This is a genomic window from Streptococcus oralis subsp. tigurinus (assembly GCF_002093575.1).
Taxonomy (GTDB): domain Bacteria; phylum Bacillota; class Bacilli; order Lactobacillales; family Streptococcaceae; genus Streptococcus; species Streptococcus oralis_CH.
On record NZ_LNVH01000002.1, the window covers coordinates 168,203 to 191,508 of the forward strand.

Genomic DNA, 23,306 nt, shown 5'->3' on the forward strand with positions numbered 1-23,306 from the left:
AAAGGGTAAAAGATGGATAATGTTCTAATTTCATTAACAGACTGGATCAAATCCATTATCAGGGACACGATCACAAGGTTGGTTGAAATAGAAAAAGATAGTGACCACTATCCTGAATTGATGGATGTAGGCACTACCTGCGAATTTCTAGGAATCAACTATGACACATTTTCAAATAATTATCGTTACATGAAGGGATTTCCAAAAGAACTCCCTGGTAAGAAATGGTCAAAAAGAGCCATCAAGGAATGGCTCTCTAATCAACTATAATAACTTTACTAAAAGGCTTCTGGACAAGGTCTTAGCAAAATTATTTGACTATATTATAGCACAAAAAGAGGATAAAAAACATGAATAATTTACAAATTATCGCAGTATGCACAGTAGTTTCAGTAGTCTTGATTGAATCACTGATTATGAATATCAAGCTTAAAATGGCCATGAGACCGAAGAAGATCCAATTTCAAGCGCCACAAGTTGAAAAAGGGTTTATCGACTTTAAAACAGGGCGACGTGTGGACATTGATCCCGTGACACGAAAAGAAACATTTGTGGATTAGTAGAGAAATGGAGGGTATCAATGGCTGTTAAAAACAAGCGATACTACTGGATTCAACTCACTCAGGATTTTTTCAAATCTAAAGAAATGAAGTTACTTCGGAAGATTGCTGGTGGCGATACACACACTATTATCTATCTTAAAATGATGTTGATTAGTTTGGAAGATGGAGGGTGTATCTACTACGATGGACTTGCTGATAATCTTGCTGAAGAAATCGCTCTTATGATTGACGAGAATGTTGAAGACATCAAAATTACTTTGCTATTTTTGGAAAGCAAAGGTCTGCTGACTAGAAAATCAGATAGAGACTATTTTTTGGAGCAAGTTCCTGAGATGGTAGGTAGTGAAACCGCAAGCGCCAGAAGGGTTCGCAAGTTTCGAGAAAATCAATTAGCGTTACAATGTAACAACGATGAAACAAAGCGTAACGGAGATATAGAGAAAGATATAGATACAGAGATAGAGAAAGAGAAAGATGTAGATGAAAATCCAGTCACACTCATCGTCGAAGAATATCAATCTCGTATCGCTCCGTTGGATGGAACTCAATTTGAAATCTTGAAAGAGTTCGTCACATTAGACGGCATGGAAGCAAAGGTTGTCCTGAAAGCAATTGGTCTTGCTGCTGATAATGGTAAAAGAAACTTTAGTTATATCAGAGCGATTTTGACCAATTGGAAGAACGATGGAGTTTTGACTATTGCAGCAGTCGAGGAACGTGAGCGAGCGTACAAAGAAAGTAAAATCAGCAAACGTCCAGGTAATCAGAAATCAAATGTTCCTGAATGGTCACAGCCAGACTATGTCAATAAGACTAGTGATGAGACCAAAAAGGACCTTGAGAGGAAGAAAAAAGAAATGCTAGAAAAACTAGAGAAAGGAAGAAACTGATGTTTATTTTGAAACACGGAACAAAAGAAGAAAAACCGTACTTGAGGGCTGTCACAATCGGTGTGACTGGAATTGATATCTCATTTTCGGAAGAGAGGGGAGCTATTCGGTTTGTTTCTCGTGCGGTCGCATTGCAGGTAGCTAAGGCACTTAGATCTTTTGGGAATTTCTATGTGATTCAGGTGAAGGGATGAAAGATATACGAATACTAGATGCGTGCTGTGGGTCTAGAATGTTTTGGTTCGATAAAAAGGAACCACACACAACATACATGGATAGACGTGAAGAAGAATTTGAAATTCACAAAAAGAAAATCAATGTTAAGCCAGATATTGTCGCAGATTTTCGAGACATGCCATTTGATGACGAAACATTTAACCTTGTTGTATTTGATCCGCCACATCTTCTATGGGCTGGTCAGAAATCCTTCATGCGTGCGCAATATGGTCAACTAGATTTGTTGACTTGGAGATTAGACTTGCAACAAGGTTTTGAAGAGTGTTTTAGGGTCTTGAAAACAGGTGGAACACTTATTTTCAAGTGGTCTGATGCTCAAGTAAATGTTAAGGAAATTTTGGAATTGGTTCCGCATCAACCACTTTTTGGACAGCAACGTGGGACGACTCACTGGATGGCTTTTATGAAATTTTAGGAGGTATTGATGTTAAATCTCTATTTCATTTACAACGGTCACCGCAAGATACTCATTGGGAGTTTCGGCCACATACATAGCGCAATCAATGAACTAAAGAAACATCAAGCTAGTTACTCAGCAATCAGTCATCCACGATTTCGGAAAAGCATGAGTGGTGAGAACATTAGGATTGACTACGGAGCAGCTGATTGCTACTACTTGATTACGAAGAAAACGGAGGAAAACTAAGATGAATACAAAAATGAATTTGGAAGAAAAGGTTCAACAGTGGTTTGTTGACCGAAATTTACATGAAGCAAACCCAGTCAAGCAGTTCTTGAAGTTGATGGAAGAGTCAGGAGAATTGTTTGAGGGTATTGCAAAGGATAAATCTGAACTGATTTACGATGCGCTTGGAGACATCCAGGTAGTTTTGATTGGGCTTGATCAACAGATTAAGAACGGTGCTCAGATTTCAGCCAATCAACAGGAACTTGAATTGCTGCTGATGGTTTCCAGTTTGGGCAATATCGCTCAGAAGCTATACGCTCATGTCTGTCACAATGAAACAAAAATTCCTTTAATCAAAGCAGACTTAATGTTTCTTGACAGTGTGATTGGTACGGTTTCATTTTGCAATGGGACTACAGCTGAAAGTTGCTTAGAAGAAGCTTATGAAGTCATCAAGGACCGCAAAGGTAAGATGATTGATGGGGTGTTTGTGAAAGAGGAGGATTTATAAAATGAAAAAACTAGGTATTGTTTTAGGTGCTGTATTTGTAATCGTTGTATCGCCATTTGTAGTTCAGTATGGATGGAATGAAATTATCACAACAATCATTCCAGTTGGTAAAATCACAGTCTGGCAAGCATTAGGGATGGATGCACTACTATCTTTCATCTGGCCTGTGTTATCCAGCAAAAAGGAATCTGAATATGATTATTCTTATGCTGTAAAGAGCAGTATTTCAAAAATCATTACATGTGCATTTTTAATTTGGTTAGCTAGTTTGTTTATTTAAGGAGGATTTGGCATGATACCAAAATTTAGAGTGTGGGATAAAGCGCGAAACGAAATGAATTATAAAGTCATGGTAGGCAATTGTGACACAGATGACGAAAACTGGACTTGTCCTATCGTTTGGATTGAAGAAAGAAAAGACTGGTTACATTTTGATGATTATGAATGTATCATGCAATCAACAGGCCTCGAAGATGATTCTGGGAAGGAAATTTTTGAAGGAGATGTCATCCTTTGGACTTATTGGGATGAATTTGAAGATAGCGGTAGAGCAAAGGTTATCTTTGATAAAGGTATGTTTAAGTTATTAGATATATGCAAAGAAAAAGAGGTCTGGGATAGTCTATCTGACTGTATTGAAAACTGTAACATATACCTACAAGGTAATATATACGAAAATCCAGAGCTTTTGGAGGTCAAAGAGTGAGGTATTTTAAAATCTTATGTGTTGTTTTACTTGCATCCTTCCTCGTAGCATGCCATCAGATTTCGAGTGGGACGGTGGTAGATAAGTACATTGATGAACCTCACACAACTTTCATACCTGTTACAACAGGAAAAAGTTCGGTACTTGTGCCAACCAGAACCAAAAGAAAATACATTCTGGTCGTTTCAGGTCGTGCAGGTAATAAGCAAGTTGAAGAAACGTTTGAAGTGACAGCTGAGGAATACAAACACTATGAAATTGGTAATACTTTCATACAAGATGCCGCTTTAGAAAATGAAGAAGGAGATAGAGAATGATTGAATTTATTAAAGAATTTGGAATAACTTTTCTGTGCTTTTTATTGGTTACTCAGTCGTGGAATGTGTGACAGGAAAGGAAAAGAAAGATGATCAATAATGTTGTTTTGGTAGGTCGCTTGACTCGTGACCCTGAGTTACGATACACGCTATCAAATGTGGCTGTTGCGAGTTTCAGTTTGGCAGTGAATCGCAATTTTAAGAATCAGGCAGGTGATCGTGAAGCTGATTTTATTAGTTGCATCATGTGGCGCCAACAGGCTGAAAATTTTGCAAATTGGGCAAAAAAGGGCGCTTTGGTGGCTGTAGTTGGTCGCATTCAAACTCGTAGCTATGATAATCAGCAAGGACAACGTGTTTATGTGACGGAAGTTGTAGCTGAAAGCTTTCAGCTTTTGGAAAAGCGAGATAAGACTGCGGACCATTCGAGCATGGAAAATCAGATGCCACCAAGCTTCGGAGCCAGTGATCCAGTGGATATTCCAGATGATGGATTGCCATTTTAGGGAGGTGTGAAGGATGAACAGACTGAAAAAAGATTTTATTCTAGCTATCGATAATTTAAAAATTGATATTTTAACAAACTCAGATAATCTAAACAGCTATGAGTTGGGAAATATCAAGAAACACGCAGGAGATTTATATGAAACTCTTGTATGGTTGCAGTATGCTGCGGAGGAGGCAGGTAGATGAGTTATGAATGTTCGAATTGTTGTAAAAAAATCGAAGATGAGTTTCTGGTAGTACAAGAGAATCATGTTATTCTTTCGTTATTTAACGATGTTGAAAATTGCTTCTGTAGTCAGCAATGTGTCAATGATTTCTTGATGATTGAATCTAAATACTTATCAAATGGAGATATACCATACGATGAAGAGGAGGTAGAGTGATGGAAGAAGTTATTATGGCTACATTGCCTAACAATGAATTAAATCGTTTGATTAAAATTGAAATTGCAGTTGAAAATCTAATCGAAAACGGAATTCTTGATGAAGATATTTTTAATGAATATTTGAAAGAAATATAGATTGAGGAGGGCACAGAATGAAACGTTTTATCTTAATTTGGATTTTATTGTCTGCTGGATTAAATATTTGGCAGAGTATCCACATTAAAAAACTAGAATCAAAGAGTCCGATTGTCATTTATAAAGCTGACAATCAAGGCGCAGAAATCAAAGGTAGAGTCTTACAAAAGGAGAAGATTGGAGACATGTACACTATCACAGTACAAAATTACGGAGTGTTCGTAGTTACTCAAACAAACTATGAATCTCTTAAAATAGGAGATGAGGTAATATTGTAATGACAAAGTACAAGAAACCAACTTACATCATCATTCAGGAAGCAATGGCAGAGCGCATCAGATTTCTGGAAGATGAACTGTATGAAAGGGCCTATAAGGATATTGAGAAGCTAGAAGCTCAAAATGATTTCTTAAAAGCCCTTTGTAATAATCAACTTGAAATTATCATGGATTACGAATGGAAGCAGATGCAAGAGCAGGCTGAGTTCATAAAAGCTAATACCAGGAAATGGAGAGCAAGATGAATAGAAGGATTAAAAAGAAGAAAGCTAAACAACTTGCTCAGAAGAAACAAATAGAATTAGAAAATAAGCTTAGAAAGTTAAGTCAGGAAGAAATTGAAGTTTTATCTAGAATGATTAAGCAGATAGTTTCTGACATCAGTAAGGCTTTCTCTAAAATGTTCGATAGCTTATTTAATTATTTAGAAAATTCGGAGGTAAAATTTGAAGAAATTGAGCGACGAAGACCTCAAAACATTGGACAGAGAACTTTTCAAATTCCAAAACATTCAACGTACAATAGATTTGAGAAGACTAGAATTAGAAACTCGAAACCCAAATGCTCAGAGTGGTCCCAGCGTAGGAATAAGCAAACCTACCGAAACCATCGCAATCAGAATCGCAGATGATCCAACCTTAAAATTTCTCGAAGGGTTCAAAGCTATTATTAACAAACTCTTGATCAATCTAGTTGATGAAGATAAGGAAATCTTTAATCTGCGCTGGAGATATCCTCAACTGAGATGGGAAGAAATAGCAGAACAGAAATTCATGAGCAAAGCTACAATCTATCGACGTAGAAGGATTATCCTAGAGCAGTACGCTATTTTGAAAGGTGAGCTATAAATAAAATGAGACAAAAGGCATCTTGAAGTCTCACAAAAAAAGGTTTATTATGATAGCATGAACTTCTGAAACAAAAACACACATTACATCTTAGGAGTCATCCTTAATTCTAGTCAAACAAGTTGTCCAACAGAAGTATCGTCAAGAGTCAGCAAAGTGCTGGCTTTTTGTTTTGCAGAAAGGAGGTAGAACATGGAATTTGTATCGCCGATAAAAGATAATGATGACATTCAGGCAATGAAAGATTATCTAAAAGAGTGGAATGAGATGTATTATATGCTATTCATTACAGGTCTGAATACTGGCTTGAGAGTTGGAGATATACTTACATTGAAAGTTAAAGATGTACAAGGTTGGCACATCAAGCTGAGAGAACGGAAGACTGGCAAGCAGATAACAAGACGGATGACGAAAGAACTCAAGAAAGAAATGAGAAGATATGTAGAAGGCAAACCATTTCATCATTTCTTATTCAAGAGTAGGCAAGGTCAGAATAAAGCAATCACTCGTGAGCGAGCCTATCAAATCATTCATGAAGCAGCTGAAGAGCTAGGCATTGATAACGTAGGAACTCACACGATGCGCAAGACTTTTGGATATAAATACTACAACAAGACAAAGGACGTAGGAACATTACAGAAGATGTTCAATCACTCATCACCAGCGATTACCCTGAGATACATAGGGATAGAGCAAGCAGAGCTTGATGACGCACTACGGAACTTTGTCATTTAATTTTTTAGATATTACTTTCACATAATGAGTTAAGCATAAACTGAAAAAATCAAAGACACAAAAAGCTAGGAGCTGTAAGGATTTGAGAATCAAGGGGAGTTTAACAAAATATAAGATATGTGAAAGTGAGGGATAAAATTGGTATAGTTACAAGAGGTATGACTATGATAAAAGTACTGAAAAGAATTTTGAATTTGATTTATAAAAAAATATCAAGCAAAGATAAAATTCAAATTTTAGGAAGCATTGGCGATGAAACTTTAAACCTCGAAGTAAGCGACATAGGGATACAAGGGAAAATTGTGGTTAGTGAAATTCACCCAGAATCAATTAGATTTTATAAGCATATCAAAGACAATAACAAAATCATTTCTATTAGCGAATACAAAAATAAAAAAGAATGAGACAAAAGACATCTTGAAGTCTCACAAAAAAAGGTTTATTATGGTAGCATGGTTTTCTTGTATGAGAGGGGATAGGTCACTGACCTGTCCCTTTTAGTATTGGAAAGGAGGTTTGCCATGTACAACAAACCTATCAGACCATCCTTGAAGTCTAAGAAGTGGGAGAAGTTTCGTGATAAGATTATGCGGAAGTTCGACTATCTTTGCCAGGAAAGTTTGAGGTATGGAATTTCAGTAGCAGCTGAAATGGTACATCATATCTTTCCTGTATCTGAATATCCTGAACTTGAATTCGTCGAGTGGAATTGTTTGCCACTAACAAACAAGAAACACAATACGTTTCACGATAGAAAGAATGATAAGATTATCAATCAAGGATTATTTTGGCAAAGAAAGAGAAAAAAGGAATTTGAAGAATTTTATGGATACCCCCCACCTCTTTAAAAATTCATTTTGGCCAGTAGGGTACCGGTGAAGGGAACTTTTTCCAAGTTGGGGGCCTTCAAACAAAAAGGGGGTAAAAACTAAGCGATTTTGACGAAAGGAGGTAGTTTTTGGCTAAACCAGTTACAGCGAAGTCGATTAAGTCAAAAGTGGTCAAGCAGATGAAAGACTTGGGCACTTATCGTAAAGAGTTCGAAATGATCATTGACATTTTTGCAGGCATGCTATATCAGTATCAAAAACTTGCTCAAGATTATGCTGACATGGGTTATCCAGTGACAGACACCTACGTCAATAAGGCTGGTGCTGAGAATGAGCGCAAAGTTCCAATCTTGACAGCGATGGAAATTTTGAGGAAAGACATCCTCAGCTACTCTAATCAGTTGATGATGAATCCTAAGTCGCTCGGTGAGGTAGTAGAACAAGAAGGTGATTCAGTTCTTACTGAGGTCCTGAAGTTTAAAAACGAAATCAAGAAGAAGCGAGTGACTGCAGATGGGTAATCTTGATAAAGCGAAAGAGTATGCTCGGCACGTCATTTCTCACAGAGAGGAACATTGCGAGGAAAATATTCTTGCTGCTGAAAGGTTCATTCGTAATCTTGACAATCCCGAGTTTGAAATGGATGAGGAAATCGTTGATTTCGTTGTTCACTTTATCGAGAACACGATAGTCCACCAGCAGGGTGATGATATGTTTGCGGTATCTATCCGTAACAAGCCGTTTCTCTTGCAACCGTGGCAACATTTCGTAGTAGTCAATCTGTTTGGTTTCTACTACAAGGGGTCAAATGAGCGCAGGTTTAAAGAAGCGCTTATCATGCTTGCTCGAAAGAACGGGAAGACCTCGTTTACTGCTGCAATTGCACTTGCTTATCAGATATTAGATACGGATAGCGGTTCAAAATGCTACATCGTGGCCAACTCAGTCAAGCAAGCGATGGAAGCCTTCGGATTCTTGAAATTCAACGTGGAAAGATGGAATGACAAGAACATTCGTATCAAGGACAACAACCAGGAACACTCAATTAGTGCTAACTTTGGTGATGAAGGTTCTTTCTTTATCCAAGCTCTGGCAAACGATGAGAGCCGTCTGGACGCTTTGAACGGAAACGTTGTTGTCATGGATGAAGCTCACACGATGAGAAACAGTAAGAAGTATGGTCTTATGAAGAAAACAATGTCAGCATACCGAAACAGTATGCTTTTTGTTATCTCTACGGCTGGTGATATTCCTACTGGTTTCCTTGCTAACCGTTTGAAATACTGTCAAAAGGTCCTCAAGCAATTGGTCAAAGATGATTCCTTGTTCATATTCATCTGCAAAGCTGACCAGACTACCGATGGAGACGTGGGGGATTACCTGGACGAGAATGTTCTTAAGAAAGCCAACCCCTCGTGGGGTGTGACGGTGTCGCTCAAGGCTCTGAAAGAAGAAGCAGAGCAGGCTATGAATGATCCACAGACAAGAAATGAGTTTTTCAACAAGACTTTGAATGTCTTTACAAACTCAATGAACGCTTATTTCAATCCTGATGAATTTATTGCTTCAGACAGTTGTTACGATTGGACTTTGGAAGAACTGGCACGCTTGCCTATCCAGTGGTATGGTGGAGCTGACTTGTCAAGGTTGCACGACTTGACTGCTGCGGCTCTTTATGGTGTCTATCATGATGGTGAAAAAGATATTGATATCTGTATCACACACGCTTTCTTTCCTCGGGTCAACGCTCAGAAAAAGGCTAATGATGACGGGATTCCACTATTTGGGTGGCAGTCTGATGGTTGGCTGACGATGAGTAATACTCCGACCGTTCTCTATGATGATATTGTTAAATGGTTCATCAATATGAGAGAGAAAGGGTTCAAGATTTCTGCTGTCGGAATGGATAGGAAGTTTGGTCGTGAATTCCTGACGAAGATGAAACAAGCTCGGTTCAAGATGATTGACCAACCTCAGCTTTTTTGGCTGAAATCAGAGGGCTTCAGACGAATTGAGTTCAAGGTAAAAAATAAAGAATTTTATTATCTTCATTCGGATGCTTACGAATATTGTGTAAGCAATGTTAGAGCTATCGAGAAAGTGGATGATGCTGTGCAATATGAAAAATTAGACGGTGACGGTGGTACTGCAAGGATTGACTTGTTCGATGCCAGCGTTTTTGCTTGTATTCAAGCTCTTGCTAATCTTGGTAAGAATAGCGATGTGATGAGCTTCTTTGATTAGAGAAAGGAGGTGAGGAAAGATGGGAATCTTTGACAAACTCTTCAAGCGTGGGAAGTCTCACACGATGTTCACAAGCTTTGGTAATTCAGATCTGGGTATTATGTATGATGGAGATGGTTATATTCCATTAGCAAGGAATCCAGATGTGATTATGGCAGTCAATAAAATTGCTGATATGGTCTCAAACATGACGATCCAGCTCATGGAGAATACAGAATCCGGTGATGTACGGATCAAGGACGGGTTAGCCCGCAAGATTGACATCAACCCTTGTGATCACATGACAAGAAAATCATGGATCTTCAAGATTGTCAGGGACTTGCTCCTGTTTGGCGATGGGAATTCTGTCCTACATGTGGAATACGATCCAATGACTGACTACATCAGCAATCTCAGACCATTCCCGATGTCAGAAGTGTCGTTCAAAAGTAATGATCTAACATACATGATCCACTTCAGGGACACTGATTTCAATCCAGATGAAGTGGTCCACTTTGCCATCAATCCTGATCCAGACCGGCCCTATATCGGTACCGGTTTTAGATTGGCCTTGAAAGACATTGTACGCAATTTGAACATGGCTACACAGACCAAGAAGGGCTTCATGAACGGAAAGAACGTTCCAAGCCTCATTGTGAAGGTGGACTCATCCAGTGCAGAGCTTGGAACTGTTGAGGGGCGGGAAAAAATCGCTAAGAAATACTTGACAACAAGCCAGTCAGGGGAACCTTGGATTGTTCCTGATGCCTTGATGGAAGTGGAACAAGTGAAGCCATTAAGTTTGAATGACATAGCTTTGAATGAGTCAGTAGAAATTGATAAGAAGACAGTAGCTGGAATGTTAGGTGTTCCGGCTTTTGTGTTAGGTGTGGGAGATTTCAACAAAGAAGAATACAACAACTTTGTGAATACCACTATCATGAGCATCGCAACAACGATTACTCAGACACTTACAAGAGATCTACTGACTTCAACAACACGCTACTTCAAATTCAATCCACGCTCATTGTACTCATACGACATTACAGAGCTTTCAACTGTGGCCCAACAAATGACCAACAGTGCTGCAATGCGTAGAAACGAGTGGAGAGATTGGGTGGGTATGACTCCGGATCCTGAAATGGATGAAATTATTGTTCTTGAAAACTATCTGCCACAAAGCGAGTTAGGCAATCAGAGCAAACTAAACAAGGAAGGAGGAAATGCCAGTGAAGAAACGTAATTCATACATCGCTACTCAATTTGAGACACGAGAAGAACAAGAATCTGGTGACTTGATTCTGAGTGGCTACTTCATCCGGTTCGATGAAGAAACTGAGCTGTGGCCAGGTTATTTTGAAGTGATCAAACGTGCAGGAGTGGAAGAAGCCATCAAGAATGCTGACATCCGTGCATTATTTAATCATGATTATAACCTAGTATTAGGACGCACAGGGAACAGCACAGTGAGTCTCAAAGTTGATGACAAAGGTCTCTATGGGGACATTATCATCAACAGGAATGATCCAGACGCTATGGGAGCCTATGCCCGTGTACAGCGTGGTGATATTGTTGGATGCAGTTTTGGATTTATGCCAATCAAGGTAGACACTGTCGAGCGTGAAGATGGTTCTTATCTTGATACCGTGCTAGAGCTTGAAATCTTTGAAGTAAGTCCTTGCACGTTCCCAGCATATCCACAGACTGAAATTGCTGCACGGAAGAAAGACTTTGAATGTCTGAAACGTGCTAACAGTGAAGCGTTAAATGAACGCAAAATGAAAATTAAGGAGAAATACAATCTATGAATAAAGCATTGATTTATGGCGCACGCATGCGTGCAAAAGCAAGCAAGGTTGTTGAATTGGAAGAAGCAATCACAGAATTGAAAGACCGTTCTGCAATCGAAGCGGAAAAATTGGACCGTGCTGAAACTGAAGAAGAAGTTTCAACGGTTGAGAAGAACCTTGAAGACATCCAAAAAGAATTGGAAGAAAAAAAAGCAGAAAAAGCAAAACTTGAAGAAGAAATTGAAGAACTTCAAAAACAAGTTGATGAACAAAATCGGAAAGCCCCAACTTATCCAGACGGGGAGCAACGTGGAGGAAAGAAATTGGAACAACGTGACGCAATTGCTAAATTCATTCGCACTGGTCAAACTCGTGACATCGTAGGTCTTAAAACAACAGACTCTGGAAGCGCTGCTTTGATCCCAACTGAAGTGTTGAAACCTCACTTCCTTGATAAGCCACGCAATCCACTTTTGGATCTTGTGGAACGTGTGAAAGTTAACAGTGGATCTGGTAAATATCCAGTTATCAAGAAAACGGATGGTGTAATGGTTTCAACAGATGAATTGAAATCAAATCCAGAACTCGGAAAACCAGCAATCAGCGAGATCGATTATTCAATCAAGACTTACCGTGGATATGTCCCTGTGTCACAAGAAATGATTGACGACGCAGACTATGACATCATGGCTATTGTTGAAGAAGAAGTGATCAATCAAGGTGAAAACACTGAATTGTCATTAGTTACAGCTGTCCTCAAAACAGCAACTCAAGCAGATGCAGCTGGATTTGATGGTATTAAAGATATCTACAACAAGAAGCTTAAATCAATTTACAAAGCAAGCATCGTTGTAACTAAGTCAATGTTTGCCGCACTTGACAAGGTGAAAGACAAAGATGGACGTTACATGCTTCAAACAGATGTGGCTTCACCTACTGGATATTCATTTGGTGGGAAAACAATTTACAAAGTAGATGATACAGTGTTTGGAAACGAAGGAGACATGAAATTCTTCATCGGTGATGTTACTGAGTTCGTCAAAGAGTTTGACCGTTCTCAAGTATCTGTTAAATGGGTGAACAATGACATTTACGGACAATTGCTTGGGCTTTTTATCCGTTTGGATATGAAGAAAGTAGATGAAGAAGCTGGATTCTTCGGAACCTACACTGATGTTGTAGCTTAAGGAGGTAGCGTATGAGCTATAAAGTAATCCGTCCTTTCAAGGACTTGTCTGATCCTGAAAATCATGACTACGCTGTTGGCGATATCTTTCCTCGTGAGGGATATGAGCCCACAGATAGCTTTACCAATGGACTTTTGACTGGTGCTAACACTGCTGGGTCTATCTTCCTTGAAGTTTTGGGAGATGATGAAACTAAGAAGCCAGCTCCTGAAACCAAAGAAGTGAATGAAGAGCCCGCAGTTGAGCAGGAAGAAACAGTTGCTGAAACTGCTGAAGAGCCTGCTAAGGAAGTTGAGGAGTAAACATGGACGAAGGTCAGCTTTTGGAATTGCTGAAACTCAAGCTGGGTATTTCAACCAACTTGAGAGACAAGCCGTTAGGAAAAATCATTTCAAGTGTCATCACTGAATTGACCGATAACCTCGGTATCGAGCTTGTTGGTGAGCGTGCTGACCATGAAATGTTTATCGTTGACTATGCTGCTTATCGCTATGAGGGTGGGGTGGATATGCCACGTCACCTTCAATGGCGACTGCATAATTTACAGATAGCATCAAAGAAAGAGGTCAAGAATGTGGAATCATGAAATCAAACTGATCTCTAAAAAAGTCACAGGTAAGGACAAGTTACTACAACCAATCTCTGAAGATGTTGAAGTTACTCTGTTGTGTCGTAAAAAGAAGGTTACTCGCTCTGAATTTTATCAAGCAAATCAGGCAGGTTTAAAACCGAGCTTGGTTGTTGAGATTCGAAATTTTGAGTATGAGAATCAGGAGTTTGCGAAATTTGAAGGCAAGCAATATCGTATCTTGAAAACCTATCCTATCGATTCTGAAATTTTAGAGTTGACTTTGTCAGAGGTCTTGAAATGAGCAATGACCTTGCTGATTTGATAGCGAAAGAGCTTGCAGCTTACTCTGATGAGGTTACTGAAGAAGTGGATAAGATTGCCGAGCAAGTAGCTGATGAGACTGTAGATGAGTTGAAGGAGACAAGTCCGAAACGGTACGGAAAGTATCGTAGAAGTTGGAAAAAGAAGAAGCTGGCCAATGGCTCTTTTGTTATCTTCAACGCAGTTGCAAGTCTTACTCACATACTTGAGAACGGACACCTTTCAAGAAATGGTGGTCGTGTCGCTGGTATCGTCCACATCAAGCCAGCTGAAGAAAAAGCAATTCAGAACTTTGAGAAGCGTATCAAGGAGATTGGGAAATGAAGCTATCAAACTTTGCTGCTATTTTAGAACAGGTAAACTTGCCTGTCACCTATCGAGCGTTTAAAACTGGGAACGCTCCTGACCTACCTTACCTGGTCTATTATGAATCAAGTCCAGCCATCAATGCAGCTGACAACACGGTTAATCATCAGATTAAGAGCGTGACAGTCGAGCTGGCTTTTGAGAATAAGGATGAAGATTTGGAAGAACGTCTGGAAGAGCTGTGGACAACCCACGAGCTCTTTTTCGATGTCCAAGAAGAAACATTTATCGAGACGGAAAGACTCTATGTCAAGTCTTATACGGTCTATCTATATTAAGGAGGAATGACATGACTCAAGAAAATAAAGTAACATTTGGTTTAGAAAACGTACATATCGCACCTATCAAAACACTTGCAGCAGATGGAGTTATTACTTACGGTGATGTTTTTCGTTTTCCTGGAGCAATGGAGCTGACACTTGACACCAAAGGGGAAACAACTCCTATCAAGGCAGACAACAAGGATTACCATTTCATGAATTCAAATGAAGGATATGAAGGTAAACTTAAAATTCCACACATCATTGATGAATTTGCAACAAAAATTCTTGGTGAAATCAAGGACCCTCAAACTGGTGTTATGACTGAAAAAGCAGATGCGAACTTGACAGAGTTCGCAATGATGTTCCAGTTTGAAGGCGACAAAAACAAGACTCGCTATGTGATGTACTACTGTTTTGCTAGTCGCCCATCTCTTGGTTCAAAAACTAAGAACGGGACGTCAACAAACGAACGTGAACTTAGTTTCAAAGCTAGCCCGCGTCCATTGGATACAGTTGTTAAACGTTCAATCACATCAGCTGATGACAAGGATGCGTATGACAACTGGTTCAAGAAAGTGTATGAACCTACTGCCGTTGCAGCTTAAGGAGAAGATCTATGCGTAAAATCGTTTTGGTTGGTGATCAGGAGTATGAGCTGGGGACCAATGGTTATACTCCCATTGCCTACAAACAACAATTCGGGAAAGATTATTTTCAAGATTTGTTCTCGATGTTGAAAAATCAATCATTCATGAATGAGTTGAACAAGCTGGAAGCTGAAAAAGAATTGACAGCGACTGACATTGACATTTCAATGCTAGAAGAGTTTGACATGACCTTTTTCAACCGTCTTTTTTGGACCTTTGCTAAATCTGCAAATCCTCACATCAAGCCTTATGAACAATTCTTCATGGAAATGGAAGTCTTTCCGATTCAGGAAGTTGGGCCTGTGCTGATGGAAATGCTGAATGCGAGCATGACAACAAAAAAGCACCAGATGAATCAGAATCAGCTAGCGAAGAAATCTTCACAGTAGAGTCATACTTATCTTGCTGTAAAGAAACTGGATTGTCCATCGATGATCTAAAGCATATTTCAATCGGAATGGCGCTGGATTATCAGACGGATTATGTGAATTTACGGAGTGAGGACAAAGGTGGCGAACGGAAGGCCACGCAAGCTGATTTTGACAGTTTTTAAGGAAAAAATGAGTGCTGAGAGAGCGATTCTGAGACCAAGTTCGTTGGGCTGATTGCATTATCAGTCGTAGAAATTCTCTCAGCGCTTTTCTATTTTTTATGAAAGGAGGAAATATGGCAGGAAATATCAAAGGTATCAAAATTGAAATCGATGGCGACACGCAACCCTTACAGAAGGCGCTGAAAAATGTCAATAAGGCTGCTACTGATGCGAGTCAGGAGTTGAGACAGATTGACAAGGCCTTGAAGTTTGATACAGGGAACGTAACGCTCCTAACTCAGAAGCAAGAAGTCTTGCAAAAGCAAGTTGCGACGACCAAAGAGAAACTAGAAACCTTGAGACAAGCTCAGTCTCAGGTGGAGCAGCAGTTCAAAAATGGTGATATTGGTGCTGATCAGTATCGAGCTTTTCAACGTGAAGTTGAGACTACTAAGAATGTCCTTAAAGGTTACGAAGGTAAACTAGCAAACGTCAACCAGGCGCTTGCTGAGAATGGGAGTGCTACTCAGAACAACAAGAACCAATTAAAAGAGTTGCAAAATGAGCAGAAGCAACTGGCTAGTGAGAATGAAAGAGTAGTAAGTTCATTCAAATTGCAAGAAAGTCAGCTAGGAGCTAACGCAAGTGAAGCTGACAAGTTGGCACTTGCTGAGAAAAAGATTGGAGCGCAATCTGATATTGTTGCTCGGCAGATTGAAAACCTAGAAAAGCAACTAGCTCTTACAAAGCAAGAGTATGGTGAGAATTCAGCTGAAGCCAATAAGATGGAAACGCAGTTGAATCAAGCTAAAACAGCTTACTCGAATCTCTCTCAAGAGATGAGTAATCTTGAGAACGCTGGAAAACAAGCGAGCGGAACCTTAAGCGAGACAAACAATCTCTTAAAAGCTGAATTGCTCAATCAATTTTCCGAAAAACTATCCGACATCAGTCAAAAGTTAGTTGATTTCGGAAAGAGTGCTCTTGAAGCCTTTCGTCAAGTGGACGAGGGTATGGACACCATTGTCACAAAAACTGGTGCTAGCGGTGAAGCGCTTGAAGGCATGCAAAAAATCGCAAATGATATTGCGACAGAATTACCAACGGACTTCTCAACTGTAGGAAATGCTGTGGGAGAAGTCAACACACAATTTCAATTGACCGGAGAAGCATTGAAAAATGCTTCAGAGGACGTTATCAAATTTTCAGAAATAAATGGTTCCGATGTGACTAATGCGACGATACAATCAAAACAAGCATTGGAAGCTTATGGATTGTCTGTCGAAAATTTATCTGCTGTTTTAGATTCGACCACTTTCGTGGCTCAAGCTACAGGTGTTTCGGTAGATGACCTGATGAAAAAAGCAACTGACGGGGCACCTCAAATTAAGTTGCTAGGGCTGAGTTTTGAAGAAGCGGTCACTCTTATCGGCCAATTGGAGCAACACGGCGTTGATTCATCTGCTGCATTATCAGGCTTGACAAAGGCTGCGGGAGCTTATGCCAAAAAAGGTAAATCTATGACAGAGGGGTTGAAAGAAACCATTGATTCTATCAAAAATAGTAAGAGCGAGACAGAAGCTCTTAGCACTGCGATGGAAATTTTTGGAGCAAAAAAAGCTCCTCAAATGGTTGACGCAATCAAACGTGGAGCACTAAGTTTTGAAGAATTAGGCTATACATCCCAAGTATCAGCTGGATTAGTATCTTCAACATACGAATCTACGCTTGATCCTATTGACAAATTTAAGACAGCTCAAAATTCAGCTACTTTGGCCATGTCAGAGTTAGGTGCTGCGATTGCAGAAGTCTTAGCTCCTGTTTTCGAAATGTTAGGGAATATTGTTAAAGGTCTTGCGGAATGGTTTGGTGGCTTACCTGGGCCCGTTAAAGAATTTGTAGTGGTTATAGGAACCGTCGTAGCTATTGTAGGTGTAATTGTCCCTATATTTTTAACACTGCAAGCGGCCGCAACTGCTTTGGAGATTTCGATTGGTGCAATGATCACAGCTGCTCTCCCAATTATTGGAACAGCTTTAGCGATTGCTGCTGCTGTTGCAGGAGTAGTAATCGCTTTAAAATATCTCTGGGATACAAACGAAGGTTTTCGTGAAGTCGTTACAACCGTTTGGAATGCGATTCTTGAAGTCATCAACGCAGTCGTGTCAGAGATTTCTGACGTTGTTATGAGCATCTTTGGAACCGTCGTCAATTGGTGGACAGAGAATCAAGAACTTATCCAAACAAAAGCTGAAAATGTCTGGAATGCCATCTCAACGGTTATTTTAACAGTAGTTCAAGCAATCAGCACAGTAGTTCAAGATGTTTGGGGAATTTTAACGAATTGGTGGAAAGCTAATCAAGAAGATATCCTAAAAACAGCTAGCTATGTTTGGAACATCATGTCGTACTTGATAACTTTAGCAATCACTGGTATCGATAAGGTTATTCAGGATGTTTTTGGAGGAATGATTGCTTGGTGGGAAACTAACCACACATGGATCATGGAAATTGTCAATACGGTTTGGGGAGCCATTCAAACCGTAATTAGCACAGCAATTCAGAATGTTTCAGATTTTATTATTTCAGTTTTTGGCGGAATCACTGAATGGATAGACGAGAACCATGCGCTTATTGAAAGCACTTTTAAAATTACTTGGGATACTATCTCCACAATAATTGGTACGACTATTAACATCATCACCACTATTATTCAAGTTGCTATGGAATACCTGGTTCCATATTTTGAAGCGATGTGGACGAATATGCAAACAAGTGTCTCAATGGTTTGGGAGGTGCTTAAAACAGTTGTACAGACAGCCATATCAGTCATTCAAGGGATCATAACTGCTATCATGCAAGTGATTAACGGAGATTGGTCAGGAGCGTGGGAGACAATCAAAAATACCATGTCAGTTGTTTGGGAAGCGATTAAATCAATTGTTTCAACAGTAATTTCTTCAATCTCAAGTATCATTTCAACGGCATGGCAAGGTATTTCCACAACTATAGGAAATATCATGAACGGCATTTCAAGCACGGTATCAAGTGTATGGAATGGTATTAAAAGTTCCATCGGCAGTGCTATCAATGGAGCGAAGGACCTCGTCAGCACGGCTATCAACGCCATTAAAGGATTGTTCAACTTCAGCATTAGTTGGCCACATATCCCACTACCTCACTTTTATGTGAGTGGTTCGGCCAATCCATTAGATTGGTTGAGTCAAGGTGTTCCAAGTATTGGAATTGAATGGTATGCCAAAGGCGGTATCATGACAAAACCAACCATCTTTGGAATGAATGGAAATAACATGATGGTTGGCGGTGAAGCTGGTAATGAAGCAGTGTTACCACTCAATGACAAAACACTTGGCGCTATCGGTCGAGGTATTGCTCAGACAATGGGTGGAACTTCACCGACAATCAATATCACTATCACTGGCAATACCGTCAGAGAAGAAGCTGACATTATTCGGATTGCTGATGAGGTAGCGCAGAGGATTGCTGACGAATTGCAACGGAAGACACAATTGAGAGGAGGATTTGCATGATAAAGCATAATGAGCTTGTGATTGACGGTGTGAGGACATCGTCTTTTCCATTTAAGGTCATTGTCCACGACTCTCCTTCAATTGCTCTGGGAGATAGCAAGACAGCTCTTTTGGAACATGGTGGTATCAGTGGAGCAATCGTTCAGACAAACAAGCATAGGGAACTGGTCAAGAAATCTTATACGATTTACTTAGTCAAACCTACTGAAGAACAGATGAACCAATTTATGAGTCTGTTTATCCGTGAGAAGTTCTGGCTAGAGAGTGAGCGAGTCAAAACAACTCGTCTTTGGTGCTATAAGGTCAATGTGAGTGACCTTGAAGAAGTGCAACCTGGTCTTTATATGACTAAAGCAACCTTCACTTGTCATCCTACAAAATACTTTAAAGGAACTGATACACAGAGATTGACAAGAAGTGGGACCTTGACCGTGCAAGGTTCTGCTCTTGCCTTTCCTAAAATCACAATTGTTGGTCAGAGCGCTTCTGAGACTTCATTTACAATCGCTGGGCAGGTCATCCGTCTTGAACGGCTTACTGAGTCGCTTGTGATGGTCAACAATCCTGATAATCCTAGTTTTAAGACAACAACAGGAAAGCCAGTGAAATGGTCAGGGGATTTTATCACAGTTGATCCAGCTAAAGTGAAGAATGTTGGGGTTGTTTTGGGTCCAGGTATTCAATCGCTTGAAATCGAGACGGTTTGGGGGTGGGCATAATTGCTTTATTTACTTGATAAAGATGTAAGAACCGTGCGTTGGAATGGGGAGCCACTTCATGAAGCGACTTCGGCAATTGTTAAGGAGACCATGAATGGCGATTTCACCTTAACTATGAAATATCCTATTTCTGACTCTGGTATTTATCAGCTCATCAAAGAAGATATGTTGATAAAAGCGCCGACTCCTGTTCTTGGTGCGCAGCTATTTCGCATTAAGAAACCTGTTGAACAAAATGACCATCTGGAAATCACAGCCTATCACATTTCAGACGATGTGATGCAACGGTCTATCACGCCAATGAGCGTGACTAGTCAGAGTTGTGGCATGGCTCTTTCTCGCATGGTTCAAAATACCAAAACAGCTTTGGGTGATTTTTCTTTCAATAGCGATATTCAGGACCGTAGGACCTTCAACACGACTGAAACAGAAACTTTGTACTCTGTATTGCTTGATGGCAAGCATAGTATCGTCGGGACATGGGAAGGCGAGCTGGTTCGTGATAACTTCGCGATGACTGTCAAGAAGAGTCGTGGCGAGAATCGTGGTGTTGTTATCACGACACACAAGAATCTGAAGGACTACCAACGTACAAGGAACAGTCAGAATGTTGTCACAAGAATCCATGCTAAATCGACTTTTAAACCTGAAGGCGCTGAAAAGGAAACGACTATCAGAGTGACTGTTGATAGTCCTCTTATCAACTCATACCCTTATATCAATGAAAAAGAGTATGAGAACAACAACGCAAAGAGCGTTGAAGAGTTGCAGAAGTGGGCACAGGCTAAGTTCTCAAATGAGGGCATTGACAAGGTCTCTGATGCTATCAAGATTGAAGCCTATGAACTTGATGGGCAAGTTGTTCATATGGGGGATACAGTCAATCTCAAGAGTTGGAAACATAATGTCGATTCATTCAAGAAAGCTATTGCTTATGAATTCGATGCCTTGAAAGAAGAGTATATCTCTCTGACTTTCGACGACAAGGCAGGCACTGGTGGTTCTAGAGCTTCTGGTGGGCTATCTAGCGCAGCCGATGCAATCCTTGATGTGACAGGAACTGCACAAGAAATCGCCCTTGAAAAGGCTCTTCAAAATGCTGACTTAGACTTTGATCATAAGGCAGAATTACTGAGACAAGAAATTGCGGACGGTTTCGAATTTGCCAAAGCAAAAGCGGAAGAGGTCAAGCGTCAACTCTCTGACACTATCGACCAGCGCTTTAGTAATTTCAACAATGGGCCTCTACAAGAAGCCAAGCGCAGGGCCGAGGAAGCCTTGCGAAACGCTGGCGCCAGCAGCTTACTCGCCCAGGAAGCGAAGCAGATCAGTGAGCGAGCAAGAGCTGATATCGCAGTTCTTCGTCAAAACATCTCTAACGACTATGTCGCGAAGTCTCAGCATGTAGAAGACGTTCGGGGGCTGACAAGACGATTTGAAGAAATTAATTTAGGTAGTCCCAATTTGGTCATTAATGGCGCTGTGGAGCTGGGGGATAAGAACTGGGGCGGAACGAACGGAAAATGGTTCACAAACCGAACGCATGATTTCTACAAGAATAGCTCAGCTCCACTGTTCACCATCGATACGAAAGAAGCAGGATTGTGCTATATTCAGACAGGTCGCTACAATCAGCTTAAGAAGAACACGGACTACACGCTTTCTTTCACTGGTTTCATGTCCAGAAATGTATCTGGCTTCAGGGTTTTGGCGGGCTTATTGTCAAATAAAGACAATGTTTGGAAGAAAACGCTAGATGTCTTCAATCAACGTCTATCTCCTAAACAAGCAGAGCGCTTCACAGTTCAATTTAATAGTGGTGACTATGATGGCTTTTCTTTGCGCTTTGATAATTTTGGATCAAGTGACGGGCAAAGTGCGACTGTTTGGATAACTGAAATTGATGTTTACGAAGGCACGATGAAGCGAGCGTATCAGCCTGCTCCTGAAAATAATCAAAACTACGCAGACGCAAAAGTTTCAGAATACAGAACGACTGTCGATGGCCGATTTGCGAATATCGCTTCTCAGATAGCTGGAAAAGCGAACTTGCTCGACTTTCAACGTGTGCAAGAGACTAGCAAGCTGTATGAGCGCATTATCGGTCGTAGCGAGTCTGATATTGCTGACAAGGTTGCTCGCATGGCTTTGACGAATCAGTTGTTTCAGGTTGAGGTTGCAAAGGCTTCGGCTGGTGGACGAAATCTATTTCTTAATTCATTGTTTAAACGTGATCTTCATCAACGTTATTCAACATATCATGTAGATGACAGTATTGAGCAAACGCAAGGACAACTTGCTTTAAGTATAGATACGAATACGAAGTTCAGAGGAGCTAATACGTTAAAGATTGTATCGACTTTTAACGGAAAGGCAAACAATCAGAAAGTTACTTTTAGAACTGGCGGAGATATGCGCTTAAATACAGCAGATGAAATGCGCAATAAATCTGTGCGTTTCAGTTTTTGGGCAAAGTCTACTGTCAATAACACGAATTTTCAAGCTCGAGCAGGATATCGAAATACTGTTGAAGGTGTCTCGTTAACCACCGATTGGAAATTCTATGATATTCAGTTGACGAAAAGCGAGAATTCAAATGCAAGTAATGAAGTAATCATGCATGTATTCACCGCTGCGACTGTTTGGATTGCTTTTCCAAAAGTTGAAATCGGAACAGTCTCTACAGACTTTTCGGAAGCTCCTGAAGACACAGACGAAGCGATTCGCACGGTTCAGAGTCAACTGGCTGGCTCGTGGGCCGTTCAAAATCTGACTAGCGCTGGCTCTATTATCTCGCAAATCAACGCGACGAACAATCAAATCTTGATTGAAGCTGAGAAGATTCGTCTTAAGGGGAAGACCTTGCTTGATGAACTTACTGCGATTGATGGTTACTTCAAGCGGTTATTTGTCGGTGAGGGTACATTCGCTAAACTGAACGCTGAGATTATAGGAGCGAACACTATCACAGCTGATAAGTTGGTCATGGACCAAGCAATGGCCAATAAATTCATCGCAAATGACTTCTTTACAGAGAACCTCTTTGCAAAGCAGGCTTTTATCAATCGCATGCAAGCTATTGATTTTAGTGCTAGTCAAATTAAAGGTGGTGTTATCAAGTCGCTAAATGATGTTACACACTTTGATTTAGTTAAAGGTGTGCTGAGTTTTAAAAATAACTATGGGACAACCATGATCATTAACGATGATGGGATTTCTCTCAAACAAAATAAAGATACCCTATTCAGTATCTTAAATTTTGGTTCAAGCTATTCAAAAATAAACAGCGTGCGTAGAATGTCCTCATTTGCTACAGGGTGGGATAGTTCGATTGGCTTTGTTGCTTTAGGTGGTACTCCATTCATAGAAATTGCACCTAATGCAAGGGAGATTTACTTAAATCCTGGTTTCAAAATGAGTTTTGGAGAGAATGGGGGGGTTCCTTTAGAACACATATTTGGACAATATAATAGCAACTGGTACACAGGATTTAAAGCTAAAGGAACAAATAGAGACAAGCTAATGTTCTATGACGACGGACGTATTGAAATATTGAAAGGATAAAA

At 40.1% G+C, this 23,306-nt stretch carries 35 protein-coding genes; all 35 read left to right on the plus strand.

All coding sequences use genetic code 11. From position 1 onward, the window contains the following. The first annotated feature begins 12 nt into the window (after positions 1-12). The gene (locus tag ATE37_RS03630) at positions 13-270 is read left to right on the plus strand and encodes a hypothetical protein (protein ID WP_084867827.1); all 258 of its coding nucleotides are present in this window, start codon (positions 13-15) and stop codon (positions 268-270) included. 80 nt (positions 271-350) lie between these two features. Beyond that, positions 351-560 (plus strand): hypothetical protein, encoded by a 210-nt coding sequence (locus ATE37_RS03635; RefSeq protein ID WP_084867829.1) that lies wholly within the window; start codon positions 351-353, stop codon positions 558-560. Between the two features lie 20 nt (positions 561-580). Beyond that, entirely contained in the window at positions 581-1,453 is an 873-nt protein-coding gene (locus tag ATE37_RS03640; RefSeq protein ID WP_084867831.1) for a phage replisome organizer N-terminal domain-containing protein, read from the plus strand. Further along, positions 1,453-1,647, plus strand: coding sequence for a hypothetical protein (locus ATE37_RS03645; RefSeq protein ID WP_084867840.1), 195 nt, complete (start codon positions 1,453-1,455; stop codon positions 1,645-1,647). Before ATE37_RS03640 ends, ATE37_RS03645 begins: the two co-directional genes overlap by 1 nt. Beyond that, positions 1,644-2,105: a class I SAM-dependent methyltransferase gene (locus tag ATE37_RS03650; RefSeq protein ID WP_084867842.1), complete on the plus strand. Its 462-nt coding sequence runs from the start codon at positions 1,644-1,646 to the stop codon at positions 2,103-2,105. Before ATE37_RS03645 ends, ATE37_RS03650 begins: the two co-directional genes overlap by 4 nt. Before the next feature lie 9 nt (positions 2,106-2,114). Further along, on the plus strand, positions 2,115-2,336 hold the full coding sequence (locus ATE37_RS03655; RefSeq protein WP_084867844.1) for a hypothetical protein: 222 nt from the start codon (positions 2,115-2,117) through the stop codon (positions 2,334-2,336). 1 nt (position 2,337) lies between these two features. Then, complete coding sequence (locus tag ATE37_RS03660; RefSeq protein ID WP_015997042.1) at positions 2,338-2,829, plus strand: MazG-like family protein; 492 nt, start codon at positions 2,338-2,340, stop codon at positions 2,827-2,829. A gap of 1 nt (position 2,830) precedes the next feature. Then, complete coding sequence (locus tag ATE37_RS03665; protein WP_084867846.1) at positions 2,831-3,109, plus strand: hypothetical protein; 279 nt, start codon at positions 2,831-2,833, stop codon at positions 3,107-3,109. Positions 3,110-3,121: 12 nt separating this feature from the next. Then, positions 3,122-3,535 (plus strand): YopX family protein, encoded by a 414-nt coding sequence (locus ATE37_RS03670; RefSeq protein WP_084867848.1) that lies wholly within the window; start codon positions 3,122-3,124, stop codon positions 3,533-3,535. After that, positions 3,532-3,852, plus strand: a complete 321-nt coding sequence (locus ATE37_RS03675) for a 3-dehydroquinate synthase (RefSeq protein ID WP_084867850.1) — start codon at positions 3,532-3,534, stop codon at positions 3,850-3,852. The genes ATE37_RS03670 and ATE37_RS03675 overlap by 4 nt, the downstream gene beginning before the upstream one ends. Before the next feature lie 89 nt (positions 3,853-3,941). Then, a complete protein-coding gene (gene ssb / locus ATE37_RS03680) occupies positions 3,942-4,358 on the plus strand; it encodes a single-stranded DNA-binding protein (RefSeq protein ID WP_084867852.1) in 417 nt (138 codons plus the stop codon). A gap of 13 nt (positions 4,359-4,371) precedes the next feature. Further along, positions 4,372-4,545 carry a topoisomerase gene (locus tag ATE37_RS03685; protein ID WP_084867853.1) on the plus strand — a complete coding sequence of 58 codons (174 nt, stop codon included), beginning with the start codon at positions 4,372-4,374 and terminating at the stop codon, positions 4,543-4,545. Then, positions 4,542-4,742 carry a hypothetical protein gene (locus ATE37_RS03690; protein WP_084867855.1) on the plus strand — a complete coding sequence of 67 codons (201 nt, stop codon included), beginning with the start codon at positions 4,542-4,544 and terminating at the stop codon, positions 4,740-4,742. Before ATE37_RS03685 ends, ATE37_RS03690 begins: the two co-directional genes overlap by 4 nt. Further along, positions 4,742-4,879 (plus strand): hypothetical protein, encoded by a 138-nt coding sequence (locus ATE37_RS10735; protein WP_180382756.1) that lies wholly within the window; start codon positions 4,742-4,744, stop codon positions 4,877-4,879. The genes ATE37_RS03690 and ATE37_RS10735 overlap by 1 nt, the downstream gene beginning before the upstream one ends. Positions 4,880-4,896: 17 nt before the next feature. Continuing rightward, complete coding sequence (locus tag ATE37_RS03695) at positions 4,897-5,157, plus strand: DUF1372 family protein (protein ID WP_084867857.1); 261 nt, start codon at positions 4,897-4,899, stop codon at positions 5,155-5,157. Continuing rightward, positions 5,157-5,402, plus strand: coding sequence for a hypothetical protein (locus ATE37_RS03700; protein WP_024056614.1), 246 nt, complete (start codon positions 5,157-5,159; stop codon positions 5,400-5,402). The genes ATE37_RS03695 and ATE37_RS03700 overlap by 1 nt, the downstream gene beginning before the upstream one ends. A 201-nt stretch (positions 5,403-5,603) precedes the next feature. Next, a complete protein-coding gene (locus ATE37_RS03705) occupies positions 5,604-6,005 on the plus strand; it encodes a transcriptional regulator (RefSeq protein ID WP_084867858.1) in 402 nt (133 codons plus the stop codon). A gap of 192 nt (positions 6,006-6,197) precedes the next feature. Continuing rightward, a complete protein-coding gene (locus tag ATE37_RS03710) occupies positions 6,198-6,740 on the plus strand; it encodes a site-specific integrase (protein WP_033585091.1) in 543 nt (180 codons plus the stop codon). A 164-nt stretch (positions 6,741-6,904) separates the two neighbouring features. Next, positions 6,905-7,144, plus strand: coding sequence for a hypothetical protein (locus tag ATE37_RS03715; protein WP_084867860.1), 240 nt, complete (start codon positions 6,905-6,907; stop codon positions 7,142-7,144). Between the two features lie 117 nt (positions 7,145-7,261). Continuing rightward, on the plus strand, positions 7,262-7,588 hold the full coding sequence (locus tag ATE37_RS03720; RefSeq protein WP_042902965.1) for an endonuclease: 327 nt from the start codon (positions 7,262-7,264) through the stop codon (positions 7,586-7,588). Positions 7,589-7,698: 110 nt separating this feature from the next. Beyond that, a complete protein-coding gene (locus tag ATE37_RS03725; RefSeq protein WP_084867862.1) occupies positions 7,699-8,091 on the plus strand; it encodes a P27 family phage terminase small subunit in 393 nt (130 codons plus the stop codon). Then, the gene (locus ATE37_RS03730) at positions 8,084-9,814 is read left to right on the plus strand and encodes a terminase large subunit (protein WP_084867863.1); all 1,731 of its coding nucleotides are present in this window, start codon (positions 8,084-8,086) and stop codon (positions 9,812-9,814) included. Before ATE37_RS03725 ends, ATE37_RS03730 begins: the two co-directional genes overlap by 8 nt. Positions 9,815-9,833: 19 nt before the next feature. Next, entirely contained in the window at positions 9,834-11,036 is a 1,203-nt protein-coding gene (locus tag ATE37_RS03735) for a phage portal protein (RefSeq protein WP_084867865.1), read from the plus strand. Next, positions 11,023-11,601 (plus strand): HK97 family phage prohead protease, encoded by a 579-nt coding sequence (locus ATE37_RS03740; RefSeq protein WP_084867934.1) that lies wholly within the window; start codon positions 11,023-11,025, stop codon positions 11,599-11,601. The genes ATE37_RS03735 and ATE37_RS03740 overlap by 14 nt, the downstream gene beginning before the upstream one ends. Beyond that, positions 11,598-12,770, plus strand: coding sequence for a phage major capsid protein (locus ATE37_RS03745; RefSeq protein WP_084867867.1), 1,173 nt, complete (start codon positions 11,598-11,600; stop codon positions 12,768-12,770). The genes ATE37_RS03740 and ATE37_RS03745 overlap by 4 nt, the downstream gene beginning before the upstream one ends. A gap of 11 nt (positions 12,771-12,781) precedes the next feature. Further along, positions 12,782-13,072 carry a hypothetical protein gene (locus ATE37_RS03750; protein WP_084867869.1) on the plus strand — a complete coding sequence of 97 codons (291 nt, stop codon included), beginning with the start codon at positions 12,782-12,784 and terminating at the stop codon, positions 13,070-13,072. 2 nt (positions 13,073-13,074) lie between these two features. After that, a complete protein-coding gene (locus ATE37_RS03755) occupies positions 13,075-13,356 on the plus strand; it encodes a hypothetical protein (protein ID WP_084867871.1) in 282 nt (93 codons plus the stop codon). Beyond that, on the plus strand, positions 13,343-13,642 hold the full coding sequence (locus tag ATE37_RS03760; protein WP_070837064.1) for a phage head closure protein: 300 nt from the start codon (positions 13,343-13,345) through the stop codon (positions 13,640-13,642). The genes ATE37_RS03755 and ATE37_RS03760 overlap by 14 nt, the downstream gene beginning before the upstream one ends. Further along, the gene (locus ATE37_RS03765) at positions 13,639-13,986 is read left to right on the plus strand and encodes an HK97 gp10 family phage protein (RefSeq protein ID WP_084867874.1); all 348 of its coding nucleotides are present in this window, start codon (positions 13,639-13,641) and stop codon (positions 13,984-13,986) included. Before ATE37_RS03760 ends, ATE37_RS03765 begins: the two co-directional genes overlap by 4 nt. After that, complete coding sequence (locus ATE37_RS03770) at positions 13,983-14,306, plus strand: hypothetical protein (protein ID WP_084867875.1); 324 nt, start codon at positions 13,983-13,985, stop codon at positions 14,304-14,306. Before ATE37_RS03765 ends, ATE37_RS03770 begins: the two co-directional genes overlap by 4 nt. Positions 14,307-14,317: 11 nt before the next feature. Beyond that, positions 14,318-14,896 carry a major tail protein gene (locus ATE37_RS03775; RefSeq protein ID WP_084867877.1) on the plus strand — a complete coding sequence of 193 codons (579 nt, stop codon included), beginning with the start codon at positions 14,318-14,320 and terminating at the stop codon, positions 14,894-14,896. An 11-nt stretch (positions 14,897-14,907) separates the two neighbouring features. Then, positions 14,908-15,327, plus strand: coding sequence for a hypothetical protein (locus ATE37_RS03780; protein WP_084867879.1), 420 nt, complete (start codon positions 14,908-14,910; stop codon positions 15,325-15,327). A gap of 277 nt (positions 15,328-15,604) precedes the next feature. Next, positions 15,605-19,021, plus strand: coding sequence for a phage tail tape measure protein (locus tag ATE37_RS03785; RefSeq protein WP_084867881.1), 3,417 nt, complete (start codon positions 15,605-15,607; stop codon positions 19,019-19,021). Next, on the plus strand, positions 19,018-19,740 hold the full coding sequence (locus tag ATE37_RS03790) for a phage tail protein (protein WP_084867883.1): 723 nt from the start codon (positions 19,018-19,020) through the stop codon (positions 19,738-19,740). Before ATE37_RS03785 ends, ATE37_RS03790 begins: the two co-directional genes overlap by 4 nt. After that, entirely contained in the window at positions 19,741-23,304 is a 3,564-nt protein-coding gene (locus ATE37_RS10825) for a phage tail spike protein (protein WP_241502095.1), read from the plus strand. Positions 23,305-23,306: the final 2 nt, after the last annotated feature.